Annotated in this window: 14 protein-coding genes; 1 reads left to right on the forward strand and 13 read right to left on the reverse strand. The window is 38.7% G+C overall.

Going from position 1 to position 17,866, the window contains the following annotated elements; translation table 11 throughout:
- Window positions 1-34 precede the first annotated feature (34 nt).
- Window positions 35-637, forward strand: coding sequence for a pyroglutamyl-peptidase I (locus KTJ72_RS05930; protein WP_217304367.1), 603 nt, complete (start codon window positions 35-37; stop codon window positions 635-637).
- An 83-nt stretch (window positions 638-720) separates the two neighbouring features.
- Here KTJ72_RS05930 and KTJ72_RS05935 read toward each other — a convergent pair whose 3' ends face one another.
- The 13 genes from KTJ72_RS05935 to gyrB form a co-directional block, all read right to left on the reverse strand.
- On the reverse strand, window positions 721-2,364 hold the full coding sequence (locus KTJ72_RS05935) for a peptide ABC transporter substrate-binding protein (protein WP_057197130.1): 1,644 nt from the start codon (window positions 2,362-2,364) through the stop codon (window positions 721-723).
- Window positions 2,365-2,381: 17 nt separating this feature from the next.
- Window positions 2,382-3,572 carry a metal-dependent hydrolase family protein gene (locus KTJ72_RS05940; RefSeq protein ID WP_094750781.1) on the reverse strand — a complete coding sequence of 397 codons (1,191 nt, stop codon included), beginning with the start codon at window positions 3,570-3,572 and terminating at the stop codon, window positions 2,382-2,384.
- Between the two features lie 486 nt (window positions 3,573-4,058).
- Window positions 4,059-5,240 carry an MDR family MFS transporter gene (locus KTJ72_RS05945; RefSeq protein ID WP_217304368.1) on the reverse strand — a complete coding sequence of 394 codons (1,182 nt, stop codon included), beginning with the start codon at window positions 5,238-5,240 and terminating at the stop codon, window positions 4,059-4,061.
- A 60-nt stretch (window positions 5,241-5,300) separates the two neighbouring features.
- Window positions 5,301-6,689: a replicative DNA helicase gene (gene dnaB / locus KTJ72_RS05950; RefSeq protein WP_034530644.1), complete on the reverse strand. Its 1,389-nt coding sequence runs from the start codon at window positions 6,687-6,689 to the stop codon at window positions 5,301-5,303.
- 25 nt (window positions 6,690-6,714) lie between these two features.
- Window positions 6,715-7,167: a 50S ribosomal protein L9 gene (rplI, locus tag KTJ72_RS05955; protein ID WP_034530642.1), complete on the reverse strand. Its 453-nt coding sequence runs from the start codon at window positions 7,165-7,167 to the stop codon at window positions 6,715-6,717.
- Window positions 7,168-7,234: 67 nt separating this feature from the next.
- Window positions 7,235-9,271 carry a DHH family phosphoesterase gene (locus KTJ72_RS05960; protein ID WP_080997860.1) on the reverse strand — a complete coding sequence of 679 codons (2,037 nt, stop codon included), beginning with the start codon at window positions 9,269-9,271 and terminating at the stop codon, window positions 7,235-7,237.
- A 162-nt stretch (window positions 9,272-9,433) separates the two neighbouring features.
- A complete protein-coding gene (rpsR, locus tag KTJ72_RS05965) occupies window positions 9,434-9,670 on the reverse strand; it encodes a 30S ribosomal protein S18 (protein WP_034530639.1) in 237 nt (78 codons plus the stop codon).
- Between the two features lie 28 nt (window positions 9,671-9,698).
- The gene (gene ssb / locus KTJ72_RS05970) at window positions 9,699-10,196 is read right to left on the reverse strand and encodes a single-stranded DNA-binding protein (protein WP_034533769.1); all 498 of its coding nucleotides are present in this window, start codon (window positions 10,194-10,196) and stop codon (window positions 9,699-9,701) included.
- Between the two features lie 44 nt (window positions 10,197-10,240).
- Window positions 10,241-10,531, reverse strand: a complete 291-nt coding sequence (rpsF, locus tag KTJ72_RS05975) for a 30S ribosomal protein S6 (protein WP_034533768.1) — start codon at window positions 10,529-10,531, stop codon at window positions 10,241-10,243.
- A 183-nt stretch (window positions 10,532-10,714) separates the two neighbouring features.
- On the reverse strand, window positions 10,715-11,803 hold the full coding sequence (locus KTJ72_RS05980) for a hypothetical protein (RefSeq protein ID WP_217304370.1): 1,089 nt from the start codon (window positions 11,801-11,803) through the stop codon (window positions 10,715-10,717).
- 92 nt (window positions 11,804-11,895) lie between these two features.
- Complete coding sequence (locus KTJ72_RS05985; RefSeq protein WP_217304371.1) at window positions 11,896-13,185, reverse strand: MFS transporter; 1,290 nt, start codon at window positions 13,183-13,185, stop codon at window positions 11,896-11,898.
- Window positions 13,186-13,310: 125 nt separating this feature from the next.
- Window positions 13,311-15,788 (reverse strand): DNA gyrase subunit A, encoded by a 2,478-nt coding sequence (gene gyrA / locus KTJ72_RS05990; RefSeq protein ID WP_232347944.1) that lies wholly within the window; start codon window positions 15,786-15,788, stop codon window positions 13,311-13,313.
- 118 nt (window positions 15,789-15,906) lie between these two features.
- The gene (gyrB, locus tag KTJ72_RS05995; protein ID WP_034533762.1) at window positions 15,907-17,853 is read right to left on the reverse strand and encodes a DNA topoisomerase (ATP-hydrolyzing) subunit B; all 1,947 of its coding nucleotides are present in this window, start codon (window positions 17,851-17,853) and stop codon (window positions 15,907-15,909) included.
- Between the last annotated feature and the right edge of the window lie 13 nt (window positions 17,854-17,866).

The following is a 17,866-nucleotide window of genomic DNA, read 5'->3' on the forward strand; positions in this document are numbered from 1 at the left end:
ATATTGAATCTAATTAGATAAAGGGGCTCTTAACATGAAAATATTAGTTACTGGTTTTGAACCATTTAACGGGTCAGAAAAAAATTCATCGATGAGTGTGCTAGATGCTCTTCCTAATAAATTAAATGACAACATAATTATAAAAAAATTATTGCCAACTGAATTTAAAAAAAGCGCGGTTGTTTTAAACAAGACTATTGAGCAATTCAATCCAGATGTGGTTATCTGTCTCGGCGAGGCAGCTGGTAGAAAAGAAATTACTCCAGAAACAATTGCATTCAATGAGGATCACACAACCGTACCTGATAATTCAGGTTATAAACCGGAACATGAATTTATTCATCAACAGGGAGAAAAATATTATTACGTAAATTTACAAGTTACAGAACTTGTAAATGCATTAAAAGAAGCAGGTATTCCCAGCCATTTATCTGATAACGCAGGACGTTACGTATGTAATCATATTATGTATGAATGCCAATATCTTATTCGAGATAAGTATCCAAATATGAAAGCATGTTTTATTCATTTACCAAGCAACTACGCTTATAAAAAAGAAATGCCCACTTTAGATTTGGACACCGAAATTAGTGGTATTAACATCGTAATATCTACAATTAATAAACTTTATAATTAAAGTTTTTTTAGACATAAAGCATGTAAAAAACCATCATTTATAAACAATGATGGTTTTTTAATTATTATATATTTTTAAAATAACTATTTTTCAACGTATGCTTTACTAAAGTTCCATTCCAAACCGGTAGCTGAGTGGGTAACATTTTTGATGTTAGTCTTAACAACTTGTGGTTCTGAGCTTTGGTAGAATGGTACGGCACCTTGATCGTTCATAAGAATCTTTTCGGCCTTAACCATGTCATCCCAACGCTTTTCTGAGTTGTTTGCATCGGTGGTTGATGCAGCATTTACATACTTGTCATATTCAGCATTCTTCCATCTTGCAAAGTTGTATGGGTAGGTACTTGTTAGCAATTGTAGGAATGAAATTGGGTCTGGGTAAGTGGTGCTCCATCCAGTAACTGTGGCGTCGTAATCGTAGGCAATTTGTCTGCTCAAACGAGCCTTAGTTGGAATGTTAGTAGCGGTTACCTTCAAACCAGGTAGTTGACTAAATGCTGAACTTTGTAGGAATTCAGTGATTGATTTACCTTCAGAAGTATCATCGAACAAGATGTTGAATGTAAGTGACTTCTTACCAATTTCTTTCATTCCCTTATTCCAGTAGTATAGAGCCTTCTTCTTGTTGTAGGTTGCTGCGTCCTTAACGTAAGCAGCATCTGCAAAATCAACACCATTTCTGCTCATCATTCCAGTTGAAACTAATCCCTTAGCTGGGAATGAGCCATCACCCATTACGTCGTTAACAAATTGATCTCTGTTAACTACCATTGATAGAGCTTTTCTAATGTTGACATTCTTAAATGCAGGAATCCTGTCTTCATTAAATTCTAGATAGTTGTTACGTGCACTGGCTAATTGATGGAATTCCGGAGTGCCCTTGTAATGTTTAACTTGTTCCTTATCAGCTAACATCATTTCATCCAGTTGACCTGATTGGTATTCATTGTAGGCAGTGTTAGCGTCCTTTTCAACGTTAATCTTAATCTTTTCTAACTTAGTACTCTTGGCATCCCAGTAGTTATCATTCTTTTCTAGCATCCAAGTATCATTGGTTCCGGTCCATCCGGTAACCTTAAATGGTCCATCGTAAATTTGATTTTCTGAGTTAGTTCCATACTTGCTACCTTTTGATTCAACAAATGATTGTTTTTGAGGTAGGAAATCAGTCCCAGCTACTAGGTACTTAAAATATGGTTGTGGGTTAGATAGTTTAAATACTACCGTCTTATCGTTTGGTGCTGAAACACCTAACTTCTTGTATGACATTTGACCCTTACTTACAGCTTCATAATTTACGATATGATCGAAATCATATGTATTTTGTGCGGCAGTTTTAGGGTTAACTGTGCGTTGAATTCCGTAAACGAAATCATTGGCAGTGACCTTGCTACCATCACTCCATTTAGCATTATCTCTTAAATGGAATGTGTATGTCTTACCATCTTTTGAAACATCGTAACTTTTAGCTATTCCGTTCTCTAATTTACCTTTGTCCCCGTAGGTTAATAAACCTTGTTCAGCATTTAAAGCAGTATTACCTGTCTCTGCATCAACAATCTTTGAAGGGTCTAAAGTGGTAATTTCTGATGATGCCATCCAATTAATTGGCTTGGTAGTTCCGTTATTGGATGTTTGACTTGCTGAGTTGGACTTACCACAGGCGGCTAAACCAATGGCCATCATAATCATGGTTGATCCGATAATCATTTTGTTTTTCTTCATAAAATTCATCCCCTATTCTAAAATTCTTTTCTTCCGCTTATATACACTTCTTTATCTGTTTGTTGGACTGCTTTGATATCTTCCATTGGATTGTCATCAATGATTATGAAATCCGCGTATTTATCTTTCTCGATTGAGCCGTATTCATCATCAATTTTCATTAACTCTGCGGCCTTGTAAGAAGTTCTGTACGCTTCAAATTCACTCATTCCGATACGATCAACCATCATCTCTAATTCCTTAGGAGTGGTCATATCAAAGTAGTTATAAGGTGTTCCTGCATCAGTACCTAATGCGATGTTGACGCCATTTTCGTACGCCTTTTTGACATTGGTATATGCATCGTCCATTGCGTTAGCCATCTTTTGGTGTTCCCACTTAGGTAATGTTTCCTTACCCTTCTCGGTTACAGATGCAGCGGCGATAATGGTTGGAACAATATATGTGCCACGTTCTTTCATCATTGCGATTTCTTCATCGTCAACGTAAAAACCGTGTTCGATAGAATCTACGCCAGCTTCAATGGCGTTTCTGATTCCTGGATTACCTTCAGCGTGAGCTGCGACAATCTTATGTTTGTTATGTGCTTCATAAACGGCGACCTTCATTTCATCAATTGTTAATTGAGCTTCGTCCATGAAGTCACCAGGTGACATTACTCCTCCAGATGCCATAATCTTGATGCAATCAGCACCAGCTTTTAAGCCTTCACGAATTTTCTTTCTCATTTCATCTGGAGAATCAACAACGTTTCCGCCGTTGGCATAATCACCATGTCCACCGGTCATAGTAAAGGCCTTCCCTGAAGCCATCACATGTGGAACATTATCAATTTTGCCTTCGGTAATTAAACGCTTGATTGGAATATCGATTCCGTATCTAGCACCGCATTGTCTCACGTATGTACAGCCAGATTTTAAGAATGCTCGTAATGCCTTAATGGCATCGACTGTGGTTTCTACAACGTCCTTATCACCTCCAGTGCTAATGTTAGGATCACTGGTGATGTGAGTGTGGGCATTGATTAAACCCGGAGCGACAAACTTATGATTTACATCAATTACTTCATCGTCTGCTGCTGGCGAAATTTTTTGAGCAATTTCAGTAATCTTCCCTGTTTCTACATCGACTGCAAAACTAAAATCTTTAAAGACATCTTCGTGGACTCCATCAAAGATGTTGGCGTTCTTAAAAATTTTTCTATGCATATAAATCTCTCCCAACTTTTTAACAAATAACTAAAAAACGCCCCTCAGCCAATCGGCTAAGGGACGTCTGTAACGTGGTACCACCCAGATTCAAAATATTTTCACAAATATTTTCTCGCTCGTACTACACAATTAGTGCTTCATACGCGGTACGATAATGGGTACAACCATTTCACCTGGAAAAGTGAACTTATACAATCAAGTCTTTCAATCAATAGTCGCAATGCCCTTTCAGCAACGACACTCGCTTAGTACGGCTAAAGATCTAATTACCTTCATCAAAATGTTTTATTAGTTATTTGTTTTTTATTTATTGAACATTTCAAATACTAGACTTTGAGTTCAAAAAGGTCAATGGTTTTCTAACCATTTTGTCATTTGTGTTTTCGATACTAGCATTAGATAAAATAATAATAGCTACATATCGGCTTTTACTATTCTAATTTATTTTTAATAAAAAAGTTCGCTATAAAAATAGCGAACCAATTATTCTGAATATTTAGTTACTTTTTTACGTGAATATCTGGCGATTAATTCTGATCCTAGAATAATTACCACACACGTGATTGTACATACGATGAACAATAATCCATACGAAGTGGCATCAATGATGATTCCACCGACTAACGGTCCAATTGCCTTACCAATTGCGGCCCAGGCATTAGTTAATCCTTGATACTTACCCTTTACTTCAACCGGCGTTAACTCGTTGACCAACGCTGGAATTGAAGGTATGACGGATGCTTCTCCCAATGTTAGAACAATCATTGAGATGACGAATCCGGTGTAGGTATGGGTAAAGATTAGTGTGAAGAATGACAAACCGATAAATAGAATTCCAAAGTAAATTTGGAAGTAAAGGCTGTCGTGTTTTTGCGCAATCCAGTTAATCAATAGTTGGAATACTACCAACAAGAATGCGTTTAACGTCCACAATAGACTGTACATTGATAGTGGAATGCCTGATCCGGTAATGTATACCGACATGTTGGATACCCATTGTTCATAGACAATCCAAATGATGGCTAGTGTTACGAAGAATGTGGTGACGATAATCCAGTTTGGACGCGGTAACTTTACCTTTGTCTTCTTCATCGCATCACGTTTGATAGGATAAATCGAACCCTCTTTGTGATAGGTCAGAATGGCGCTAATGCCGTAAATAATCAATATGGCAGTGGTCAACATGAAGACGTAGCCAATTCCGATTGGATAGATAAAACCAACCGCAATCGTGCCAAATACCACCCCGACGTTTTGCGCTAAATACAGCATATTGAAAATAAAACGCCCTGATTTCATTTTAACGGTAGTCCCTAAGGAATTAATCATCGTTAGGTTCCAACCGGTCGTAAAGCCAAATAATACCAATCCAATTGGATAGTATGGCCAGCCATTGAAGAAAATTAATCCAAACGATATCAACACGGAAGTAATAATCCCCATTATCGTCAAAATATAGCGATTATGGCGGTCAAATAGTTTCCCCGATATATAATTACCCAAAACGTTAGAACTTGAGTATAGGAACAAAATTATGCCGACTTCAGTCAATGACTTGCCCAATGCATCATGCATGTAGACGGTCGTAAGCGGCCAGACCGTACTTACCGCAATGTTATTGATTAAAGATCCTAAGAATAACCAGTGCAGTTTAATTTCATTCATTCTCTCACCCCCGAATTTTGACAAAAAAATCCTTAGCAAACGCTAAGGATTTAGTTTTAATTAACCCTCATCATCTGGATTGTATGCGATAGATGAGAATTTATTATGTGATTTGATAAATAGTAACTTAACAGTTCCACGAGGACCTGAACGGTTCTTTTCGATAATTACTTCAACTTCACCTACGTCGTTGTTTTCTTCTACTTCTGATTCTTCTTCATCATCGTCGCCATCTTCTCTTTCGTAATAATCATCACGGTATAGGAAGGCAACGATATCGGCATCTTGTTCGATTGATCCAGATTCACGAATATCAGATAGAACCGGACGCTTGTCTTGTCGTTGTTCAACTCCACGAGACAATTGGGATAGCGCAATAACTGGAACACCTAGTTCCTTGGCAATCTTCTTCAATTGACGTGAAATGTATGAAACTTCTTGTTGACGGTTTTCTTGGCTACCACCATCAACTAGTTGCAAGTAATCGACCACGATTAGACCAAGGTTGTTAGTATCCTTGGCCAAACGTCTTGATTTGGCACGAATTTCGGAAATCTTAGTTCCGGCAGTGTCATCGATGTAGATGCTGGCATTGGATAGACTACCCATTGCCATATAGACACTTTGCCATTCTTCACCAGTCAATTGACCAGTTCTCAAGTGGTTAGCATCAATACTACCTTCGGCACAAATCATACGACTAACTAGTGATTCAGCACTCATTTCCAAACTGAAAATAGCAACAGCTTTTCCAGACTTGGTACCCACATTTTGCGCTAAGTTTAGGGCAAACGCAGTCTTACCAACGGCTGGACGAGCGGCTAGAATTACTAATTCATCATCATGCAGACCGGTTGTCATTTTATCTAAGGCTGGAAAACCAGTCGACAAACCGGTAACAGTTGATTTTTGTTGAGCTAATTCTTGAATACTGTCTAGGGATTGTCCTAAAACATCCCCAATGAACTTGAAACCATTGCTGTTTCTATCTTCTGAAACGTTTAAGATTGAACGTTCAGCGTTATCCAATAATTCATCAATGTTTCCGTTGTTGTTGTAACTTTCGGTCACGATGTCAGTTGCGGTCTTGATCAGACGTCTAGCAACTGCCTTTTGGTGAACGTTTTTGGCATAGTAAACGGCATTGGCAGCGGTTGGTGTTGTGGTTGCTAATTCAGCTAAATAAGCCACACCACCGGCATCTTCTAGATTATGGCCACCTTCAAGTTCAGTTCTTAAAGTCGACGCATCAATTGGTTCATCCTTGTCACCCAAGGTCTCCATAGCGGCGAAAATCAACTGATGAGCATGTCGATAAAAATCATCAGAGGTAATAAATTCTTGGGTTTCTGCTAATTTTTCATTGTCTAATAGAACAGCACCCAAGACGGCTTTTTCACCATCTAAATCTTGTGGTGGTGTTTGACCATTCATATACTCGTTACTCATACTCCCCCTCGATTTCCTTTAAGATTTATTTTTCACTTACATGAACTCTGATTGTAGCAGTAACTTGTTTGTGTAGTTTAACTGGAACGTTAGTGTAACCTAAAGTTCTAATTGGTTCACCCAATTCAATCTTACGCTTATCAATCTTTAAGCCATGTTGTTTTTGCATTTCTGCAACGATTTGTTTTGAGGATACTGATCCGAATAAACGGCCGTCAGCACCAACTTTAGCAGATAATTCAACGACTGTCTTATCATCTTCTAGTTTTGCCTTTAAGTCTTTGGCTTCTTGTAATTCAGCTGCAGCTTCTTTTGCTTCGGCGTGTTTTTCACCTTGAAGTTGGCTTAATGCTGAGTTGGTTGCTTCTTTAGCTTTACCTTGTTTAATTAAGAAGTTTTGTGCATATCCGTCGGAAACGTTCTTGATTTCTCCACGTTTACCTTTACCGCGAACATCTTCTAAAAATATAACTTTCATTCAAATCACTCCTCTTAATGTCTTTATATTATTATAAACTCTCTAGGTGTTTTTTTAAATGAATGAATTAATTGTCTTCTGATTCTTCAGGAGCTTCTTCGCTCTTGACTTCATTGATGGAATCCAAAAGCATTTGTTCCACTTCTTCAATTGTCTTGTCGGCAATTTGGGTAGCACCACTTGATAAGTGACCACCACCACCTAGTTCTTCCATTACTCTTTGCACGTTGACTTCACCGTTACTTCTTGCAGAAATACCGATTAAATCATCTGGACGATGAGAGATAACATAAGATGCTTCTACACCTGACATGTTTAGCATTGAATCAGCAGCTTGAGCGGCAGTGACAGGATCGTAGACCTTGTCTTCTTCACCGGCTACATACATCATGTTTTCGTGTCCTTCAACGACCTTGGCCATTGAAATTAGGTGCATTCTTGCCATGTAGGCATCAGGATTTTCACGCATGAATTGTTGCATTTCTTCTGAGTCAGCACCAGCTGAACGTAGGTATGATGCAGCATCAAACGTTCTAGTTCCAGTACGTAAAGTGAATTGTTTAGTATCAACAAAGATACCAGTCAACATTGCTGTTGCTTCTAGTTTGCTTACTGGTTCCGCATCTTGTGATTGATATTCGAACATTTCGGTAATCAATTCACAGGTTGATGAAGCGTATGGTTCGATGTAAACCAAGACTGGGTTTTCAGGGAATTCTTCACCACGTCTATGGTGGTCAATAATCATAACCTTGCTTTCCAATCTGTTGTATAGGTCTTCAGACACACTCATTGATGGTTTAGAGTGGTCAACCATGATTAAAAGACTGTTGTCAGTAGCTAATTGTAGGGCTTCATCTGGTGTGATGATGTCATCTGCTAGAGTTTCGTCTTCCTTAGTCTTGTCGATTAAACGTTGTACATCAGAGTGGAAAGTTCCTTCTGGAATAACCACATAGCAGTGCTTGTTATTCATCTTAGCTAAACGATGAATACCGAGGCATGCACCAATTGAGTCCATATCCGGTTGACTGTGACCTTGCACGAAAATAGTATCTGCTTCTTTGAATAGTTCTTGTAGGGCTTGAGAAATCATACGAGCACGAACTCTGGTACGTTTTTCCATTGGGTTGGTCTTACCACCATAGAAACGAGCTTCATGGTCTTTAGCCTTAACAACAACTTGGTCTCCCCCACGACCTAAAGCTAAGTCCAAGTCACTTTGGGCTTGTTCAGATAGGTCGTTTAGGTTGTCTTCACCATAGGCAATCCCGATACTCAAGGTAACTGGGTAATTTTGCTTAGATGTAGATTCACGGATTTCATCTAGGATGCTGAACTTGTCATCTTCGATATCCTTTAGAACCTTTGAGTAGGCCATCATGATGTAGTGATCTTCATCCACTTGTTTGATGAAGAAACCAAATTTTTGAGCCCAAATAGTCAATTCGTTGGTAACGTAGTTATTTAGGTTTGAGATTTCTTGGTCGGTCATTGATTGAGTAATTTCATCGTAGTTATCCAAGAAAACTTGACCAACGGCGATTTTTTCGTCGTTGTAGTCTTTTTCGATTTGGTAGTACTTGGTGATATCCATCATGTAGATGGTGCGATATTCCTTTTGAATCAACATTGTAAAGTAATGGTCTTCCCATTTCACGGTTGCGTAGTCAGGATTATCCCAATTGTTTTCTAGGATGTCGGATAATTCTTCGTTTACTTCTTCGACGGTCTTACCAAGTAAATCTTGATCACCAAAATAAGGGGTCAAATATGGGTTTACCCATTCAATTGCTCCTGTTTCACTGATCATTAATACACCAACTGGCATTTCCAAGAGTGTTTCTTGTTCACCACGATGCATACGGTATGAAAGGTCTGAGATGTAATTATCGGTGCTGACACTTAGATCGTTCATTTTCTTAAAGATGTAAGATAACAATGAACATACGAATACTAAGAAAAGGACACCGGATTTCCAATCGTATAGGAAAGATACAACCAAACCAAAGATTGATAATACGGTTAAAGCTAACGCAATCCATCTAAGAACTTGGTTCTTCAAAAATGGAGGTAGGTTAGTTAGCGAGAACAATTTTTTCATTGTAACTCCTCTTTTTTATTTTTTTATATCTTTATTTTATCACATTAGGTGATTATTCAAAAAAAGGAGCTACAAACATTATTTGTATCCCCTTCATATAGGTATTTTTGAGCATAAAAAAACTGAGACCGATAAAAATCAATCCCAGTTAAAAAGTTATTTTTAGTCTTCTGAAACGAATGGCATTAAGCCCATGATACGTGCACGCTTGATAGCAAGAGTTAACTTACGTTGGTTCTTTGCGCTAGTACCAGTAACACGACGTGGTAAAATCTTACCTCTTTCAGATACGAAACGACTTAATAGGTTAGTATCTTTGTAATCGATGTATTCGATGTGGTTTGCGGCGATGAAGTCAACCTTACGGCGACGACGGCCACCTCTTCTTTGTTGAGCCATTAAATTTCCCTCCTCTTTTATTTACACATTAAAATGGTAAATCATCATCGGAAATATCAATTTGATCACCAGAGTTAGCGAATGGATCCGCTGAGTTATTGCCACCATTATTTGATGGGGCATTGTTTGATGAATCAAATGGATTGTTATTTCCTGCATTTGCTTGAGGAGCATTGTTGCCGGCGTTGTTGTTACCTTGGTTACTTGAACGAGGTTCTAGTAATGCAAAGTTTTCTACAACTACTTCAGTAACATATACTCTTTGGCCTTGTTGATTTTCGTAATTTCTTGTTTGAATACGTCCATCAATACCAACCAAAGCACCCTTATGGGTGAAGTTAGCAAAGTTTTCAGCGGATTTACGCCAGATAACACAGTTGATAAAATCTGCTTCTCTTTCACCTTGTTGGTTGGTAAAACTACGATCAACAGCTAAAGTGAAGTTACCTACGGCTGAACCGCTTGGAGTGTATCGCAAATCAACATCCCGTGTTAATCTACCAGTTAAAGTTGTACGATTAATCATGCTGAAAATTACTCCTCTCTTTTTTAAAACGTTTAAATTCTAAATTATCTTCTTACAGTCATTTGACGTAGAATGTCATCACTGAATTTTGATTGACGGTCGAATTCGTCTAGAGCAGTCTTTTCTGCAGTAGTTAGGTTAACGATGTGGTATACACCTTCGTTGTAACCGGCGATTTCGTAAGCGAAACGACGCTTTGACCAGTCTTTTGAATCAATAATCTTAGCACCATTGTCAGTTAGAACCTTGTCGAACTTAGCAACTAAGTCGTTCTTAGCTCCTTCTTCCATATCTGGACGAATGATGTAAGTAATTTCATATTTGTGTTCTTCCATGAATTACACCTCCTTGTGGACTTTAGACCCAACCTCTTGGGTTGAGTAAGGAGTACGAGTTATTTATAACCAATACTCACGTTCAATAAGTTTAACATTAAAAAATAAAATATTCAATACAAAAAACGGGATTGTTTTTCTGCGATACATTTATATATACGCAAAGAAACATTCCCGTTATTTTTAAAAGTTATTAATAGTAAATAGTTGTGATCCACGAATTGTTAGGATGTATCCTAAACCAGCTTGGTTAAAGGCAACTCCTTCGAATTCTAGGTTAGTATTGAACTTGGTTGTTCTAACATCCCTTGGACGTAATTTGTTTAACTTGTTTACTGGAATTGATGAAATAACACCGTCAGAAACTAAGTATAAACGATTACTTGCAGGGTTGTAACCCATTCCTTGAGTTTGGAAACCTTGACCGTTAGCTAGACCTTGCTTGATAGCGCGGAAAGTAACGTGGTTGTTCTTAACTTGTCCCTTGAAGATAACGATTCTACCAGCGGATTTTCCTTGCATACGGTATTTAACGTATGTGTAGAAGTTTCCGTTGTTATCAATTGCTAATTCGTTATTGATTGAATATGAGCGACTGAACTTGAACTTGATTTGCTTAACTGGCTTTAAAGTAGTTGGGCTAACTTCAACCAATGTTGGTGTAGTAGTCACAACATCCATCTTTACGTACCATAGCATGTTAGTTTTTGGGTTCAATGCTAGTGATTGACCGTGACCAGCAGCGAACTTAGGACCAAACTTAATTGCTGACATAATTTGTGGATCACGGTTTCTAACACCCATTCTTAGTGCTGCCATGTTGTTGGTATCAACACCTAGACTGTGAAGTTTCCATAAATCGTATCTAACAATAGTATTTTTTGCATCTGGGTACATTACATAAGCGTATTGACCTGACTTAGAAATAGCGACACTTTGTGGGTTTCCAAGGTCACCACTCCAGTTATATGAGACTGGTAGGTAGAAACTAGTTCTGGCGTTACGACGGAAGTTTCCGCCCTTGGCAAACATAGTGTATGGATTAGATTGGTAAGTCGCACTTTCGTAGTATCCAGCACTTGAACCGTAGTTATACTTAGGAATGTATGCATAGTTTCCGTTGTTTACGAAGTGTGTTGCATAGCCACCCTTCAAAGCATATCCCTTTTGATGGTATGTCTTAACGCTAGCATTAGCATTAACCCCCATAGAGATCAAAAGGAACAATGAAAAGACAAACAACAATGCCTTTAACTCTCTCTTAAAATTCATAAGAATATCCCCTCATCTTTTGTATAGTTTTATTCTATCATCAAATTAATAAAGTTTTAATTAATATTTTATTAAATTATTAGACTTATAGTTTAATTAATCTGATCTGCATGCTCTTCTACATACAAATCGTCTTTTTTGATATTTCGAACAAATTGGGAAATACTCAATACGGTGTAGATGATTAGAATCAAACCACTAATCATCATAATGAAACTACCACGTGGGAACATGTCATATAACCAGGTGTATACCAAGGTCCCAAATGGCATGATGGCATATCCAACCGTGTAGAGTGTGGAACTAACCCTTCCCAAGATGTTATGTTCAACGGTACTTTGAAGACGAATTTCAATCGCCAAATCAAATATGGCAAACGATAATTCCATCAATAATGACAATAGCATCCCGATTACCGAAACAATCATTTGGTTCTTGGTAACGGTAAATAGGAATCCTAAGCCGACTAAACTAATTCCGACTAAAATCATGGTCGACATAATCTTAATTCCAAAGTGATTTTGTTGTCTTAATCGACTGGTGATTAAACTCCCGGTTAGATAACCAATCGAGTATCCGGTTTCCGTCCAAATTACGACTGAATTGGGCAAGCCCAATTGGTTAACGATAATGAATGGACTTCCGGTAACGACAGCCGTGTAGAAGAAGTTCACCACGATTTCCGCGACGATACTGTCACGAATAAATGGACGTTTTTTAACGTATTGAAGCGTTTGTTTAAACTGTTGTCTTTGCGATACGCGTTCTTGTTTTTCTACTTTAACCTCGTAGAAATGAAGCGACATCATAATTAACATCGCTACTACCGTCGCTGCGATTTCTAGGGCGATTAATCCCTCGACACTAATCAAGGCATACAGCGTAATCCCTAAGACGGGCGATAATATTCTAGAAGCTGAGGCCACGGCGGTGGTGAGCGAAGTCAGTTTGGCCACATCCGACATTCTTACTAATTGGCGAATTGATGCTGAGTACGCTGTGTTTCTCAAGTTAACCAAGATAGAATCAATCGCAATAAAAATCGCGACCGGAATCAATAATGATCCACCATGGAAAAATGGTAGTGCTAACGCCAATGCGAGAAAACCAATCATTCTTAATACATAGCCCCAAAAGATAATGCGCTTATGGTTATGGGTATCGACGAAGTTTCCAATCGGAATAAACGTCAATAAACTAATCAATGGACCGACGGCAATATTCATCCCAAAGCTCAATGGAGAATGAGTGGCATGCAATAGCATGAAACTAATCCCGTACTGAAAGATTCCGTAACTAAAGGCCCCCAACCCATTACTTGTCAGTGACTTAATAATTTGTTGGTTGGATTGGCTCTGCGTTAGTTGATTTTGTTTTTCCATTCGCTCACCCCCGTTTTTTAAAGTGTATTAAGGCCTAATTATAGATTTATTGGTGTACAACCACAATAAAAAAGCTTTCATCATAGGATTTTTACGTCCTACATGAAAGCTTTTTTGTTTAACGATTATTCTTCATCGTTGTTATTTGTTTCTTCAGTTGATTCTGTATTATCAGAACTTACTTCAGCAGTTTGTTCTTCAGCATCATCTTCTGTTTCGTCTTCCTTTTGAACACGGGCAACAGTTGATACTCTGGAATCTTCATCAATCTTGATTAAGTGAACCCCTAGAGTAGCACGACCAGTTTGTGAAACGTCAGAAATACTAAATCTGATCATAACACCCTTGTCAGTAACAAGCATGATATCTTCATCACCGGCAACAGTAGTCAATCCAGCTAATGGACCGTTCTTTTCAGTCACGTTAACTGTCTTGATACCCTTACCACCACGGCCTTTGATTTGGTATTCGGAAGCAGGAGTTTGCTTACCGTAACCATTTTCAGAGATAACGAAGACGTTGTCGTTTGGATCTAAAACATCCCCACCAACTACGTAATCATTTTCTCTTAGACGGATACCACGAACCCCGGTAGCAGAACGTCCCATTGAACGAACGTCTGAAACCTTGAAGCTGACACAGTAACCTAAGTGAGTACCAATAATAATGTTTTGGTCTTCAGATACTGTTGATACACGCATCAATTCGTCTTCATCCTTCAAGTGAATAGCCTTTAGACCATTACTTCTGATGTTTTGGAATTCATCGATTGGTGTACGTTTTACAGTTCCCTTTAGGGTTGTGAAGAATAAGAATCTACCGTCGTTACTTTCGTTATCGTCAACCGGAATAACAGCTTGAATCTTTTCATCTGTATCAATTCCTAATAGGTTGATGATTGGAATACCTTTAGCGGAACGACCGTATTCAGGGATTTCGTAACCCTTCATTCTGTAAACCTTACCTAGGTTGGTAAAGAATAGTAATGAATGGTGGGTAGTAGTTGCTAGTAAGTGTTCGATGAAGTCATCATCGTGGACACCCATTCCTTGCACACCACGACCACCACGGTTTTGGCTCTTGAATTCAGAAGTAGCAGTACGCTTGATGTAACCGTTGTGAGTCAATGTAATCATGATATCTTCTTCAGCGATTAAATCTTCGTCTTCGATACTTAGAACTTCTCCAACACGTAGTTCAGTCTTTCTTTCGTCACCATATTTTTCTTGGATTTCTAGTAATTCTTGATAGATTAATTCATTAATCTTTTCACGACTACCTAGAATTTCCTTGTAACGTTCGATGTCTTTCAATAGTTCGGCATGTTCGCTAACAATCTTGTCGCGTTCCAAACCAGTCAAACGAACAAGACGCATATCCAAGATAGCTTGGGCTTGCTTATCAGTTAGTGAGAATTCACTCATTAATTGATCCTTGGCGATTGCTGAGGTTTGTGATTCACGGATGATTGTAATAACACGGTCAATGTTGTCCAAAGCAATGATTAAACCAGCTAAGATGTGAGCACGGTTTTCAGCTTTGGCTAATTCGTATTCGGTACGACGTTTGATAACGTTAACTTGGTGTTCCAAGTATTCATTTAAGATTTCTTTCAAGCTTAAAATCTTTGGAGTACCTTCAACGATAGCTAGCATGTTAAAGCTAAAGCTAGTTTGCATTAATGTTAGCTTGTATAGGTTGTTTAAAACAACTTGGGCAGATGCATCACGTCTAACATCAATCACGATTCTCATACCATCACGGTCAGATTCATCATTGATATCTGTAATTCCATCTAGTCGTTTGTCACGAACAAGGTTGGCGATGTGTTCAATTAACTTCGCCTTGTTAACCATGTATGGAATTTCAGTAGCGATAATGCGTTGCTTACCACTCTTTTGTTCTTCGATTTCTGTCTTGGCACGTAGCACGATGCTACCCTTACCAGATTCGTAAGCTCTTCTAATTCCAGACTTACCTAAAACGACACCCCCGGTTGGGAAGTCAGGTCCAGGTAATGCTTCCATCAAGTCAGCAGTGGTAGCTTCTGGATTGTTCATTAGGATATGAATTGCTGAGATTACTTCGCTTAAATTGTGAGGAGGAATATTTGTAGCCATCCCAACGGCAATTCCGGAAGCACCATTAACAAGTAGGTTAGGGAAACGAGAAGGTAATACTTCTGGTTCTCTTTCACTACCATCGAAGTTATCTTGGAAATCGACAGTATCCTTGTTGATGTCTCTTAGCATTTCCATCCCAATTTTACTTAGTTTTGCTTCGGTATAACGCATGGCAGCGGCACCGTCACCATCGACAGAACCGAAGTTACCATGTCCATTAACCAATGGATATCTGTAACTAAATGTTTGGGCCATTCTAACCATTGATCCATAAACTGCAGCGTCACCATGGGGGTGATACTTACCAAGAGTATCCCCTACGATTCTGGCAGACTTACGGAATGGTTTGTCAGGAGTTAAACCAAGTTCACGCATATCATATAGAATTCTTCTGTGAACTGGTTTCATTCCGTCTCGAACATCAGGAAGGGCACGCGCAACGATAACACTCATTGCGTAGTCCAAGAATGATGTTTTCATTTTTTCAGATAAGTCAACGTTTTCAATACGATGGCTTGATAAATCTTCATTATTGGCCAATGTTTTTACCTCCAATTCATGGTCGTTACATTAAAATGTTTCACATGAAACATTCATGTTAAATGTCTAAGTTTTCAACGAATGTGGCGTTTTCTTCAATGAATTTACGACGTGGTTCTACCTTGTTACCCATCAACATGTCAAAGATTTCAGCAGCTTGTGCAGCATCCTTTGCTTCAACTCTTTGTAGACGACGGTTGTCTGGGTTCATAGTAGTATCCCAAAGTTGTTCGGCATCCATTTCACCAAGACCCTTGTAACGAGAGATGCTAGGTTTTGGAGATGCAGGCAATTGAGCCTTCCATTGTTCCAATTCATCATCATTTGCAATGTATCTAATCATCTTACCTTGTTGTAAACGATACAAAGGTGGTTGAGCGATGTAGACATATCCAGCGTCGATTAATGGACGCATGTAGTTGTAAATCAATGTCAATAGAAGTGTTTGAATGTGGGCACCATCGACATCGGCATCGGTCATGATAATTAGTTTGTGGTAATGAACCTTTTCGATATCAAAGTCATTACCGAAACCAGTACCCATTGCTGTAAACATTGATCTGATTTCTTCATTGGCTAAAATCTTGTCCATTGTCGCCTTTTGAACGTTCAAAATCTTACCTCTAATTGGCAAAATTGCTTGGGTCAAACGAGAACGACCTTGCTTAGCAGATCCACCCGCGGAGTCCCCTTCGACAATGAATAATTCAGAAATTTCAGGGTCACGACTAGTATTGTTTGCTAACTTACCAGGTAAGTTAGAAATTTCTAGTCCTGATTTCTTTCTGGTAACTTCACGCGCACGCTTAGCAGCGGCACGGACACGAGAAGCTAATGCACCCTTTTCAACAATTTGCTTACCCAAGGTTGGGTTTTCAAATAAGAACTTAGCAAAGTGTTCTGAGAAGATGTGATCAGTAGCAGTTCTTGCGTCTGAGTTACCCAACTTAGTCTTAGTTTGTCCTTCGAATTGTGGGTCCGGATGCTTAACAGAAATAACGGCTGTTAAACCTTCACGAACGTCAGGACCAGTTAAGTTATCGTCTTTTTCTTTTAATAGGTTGTTCTTACGAGCGTAATCGTTGATAACACGAGTTAATGCACGTTTGAAACCTTCTTCGTGAGTACCACCTTCGATGGTGTGAATGTTGTTGGTAAATGTTCTCATTTCACTGTGGTAATCATCAGTGTATTGAAGTGCAACTTCAACTGAAATGTCATTTTCCATTCCTTCAACATAGATTGGTTCTTCGAATAATGGTGTCTTTTCACTATCGATGTATTCAACGTAGTGTTTGATACCACCTTCGTAATGGAATTCTTCGTATGTTGGTTCTTCTGGACGGTTATCACGAAGTGAAATCTTTAGTCCCTTGTTTAAGAAAGCAAGTTCTCTAATTCTTTCGGTTAAAGTTTTGATGTTGTAAGTGGTTGTTTCAGTAAAGATATCTGGATCTGGAAGGAAGTGAACCTTAGTACCGTGGTTATCTGGATCATCATCACCAACGAATTTCATCTTGGTGTTAACGTGACCACGTTTGAAGTCCATGTAGTACTTCTTACCATCACGAGTTACGGTTACATCTAATTCAGTTGATAATGCATTAACAACTGATGCCCCAACCCCGTGAAGACCACCAGAAACCTTGTATCCGCCACCACCGAACTTACCTCCGGCATGCAAGATAGTAAATACTGTTTCTAGGGCTGGCTTTCCAGTTTTTTCTTGGATATCAGTAGGAATCCCACGTCCATTATCGACGATTGTAATACTGTTATCTTTTTCAACAGTTACGTGAATAGTGTCGGCGAAACCAGCTAGGGCTTCATCAATACCATTATCAATAATTTCCCATACCAAATGGTGGAGACCTTGAACACTGGTTGATCCAATGTACATACCTGGACGTTTACGTACCGCTTCTAGACCTTCTAGAACTTGAATTTGGCTGGCATTATATTCGTCAGCTTTTCTTCTTTGTTCTTCTTTTTCATTTTCAGTCAACTTTATTCCTCCC

Source organism: Apilactobacillus waqarii (assembly GCF_019061205.1).
GTDB classification, from domain to species: domain Bacteria; phylum Bacillota; class Bacilli; order Lactobacillales; family Lactobacillaceae; genus Apilactobacillus; species Apilactobacillus waqarii.

Coding starts and splice junctions, on each gene's coding strand:
- KTJ72_RS05930 (WP_217304367.1), top strand. CDS start 35: ATGAAAATATTAGTTACTGGTTTTGAACCATTTAACGGGTCAGAAAAA.
- KTJ72_RS05935 (WP_057197130.1), bottom strand. CDS start 2,364: ATGAAGAAAAACAAAATGATTATCGGATCAACCATGATTATGATGGCC.
- KTJ72_RS05940 (WP_094750781.1), bottom strand. CDS start 3,572: ATGCATAGAAAAATTTTTAAGAACGCCAACATCTTTGATGGAGTCCAC.
- KTJ72_RS05945 (WP_217304368.1), bottom strand. CDS start 5,240: ATGAATGAAATTAAACTGCACTGGTTATTCTTAGGATCTTTAATCAAT.
- dnaB (WP_034530644.1), bottom strand. CDS start 6,689: ATGAGTAACGAGTATATGAATGGTCAAACACCACCACAAGATTTAGAT.
- rplI (WP_034530642.1), bottom strand. CDS start 7,167: ATGAAAGTTATATTTTTAGAAGATGTTCGCGGTAAAGGTAAACGTGGA.
- KTJ72_RS05960 (WP_080997860.1), bottom strand. CDS start 9,271: ATGAAAAAATTGTTCTCGCTAACTAACCTACCTCCATTTTTGAAGAAC.
- rpsR (WP_034530639.1), bottom strand. CDS start 9,670: ATGGCTCAACAAAGAAGAGGTGGCCGTCGTCGCCGTAAGGTTGACTTC.
- ssb (WP_034533769.1), bottom strand. CDS start 10,196: ATGATTAATCGTACAACTTTAACTGGTAGATTAACACGGGATGTTGAT.
- rpsF (WP_034533768.1), bottom strand. CDS start 10,531: ATGGAAGAACACAAATATGAAATTACTTACATCATTCGTCCAGATATG.
- KTJ72_RS05980 (WP_217304370.1), bottom strand. CDS start 11,803: ATGAATTTTAAGAGAGAGTTAAAGGCATTGTTGTTTGTCTTTTCATTG.
- KTJ72_RS05985 (WP_217304371.1), bottom strand. CDS start 13,185: ATGGAAAAACAAAATCAACTAACGCAGAGCCAATCCAACCAACAAATT.
- gyrA (WP_232347944.1), bottom strand. CDS start 15,788: ATGAAAACATCATTCTTGGACTACGCAATGAGTGTTATCGTTGCGCGT.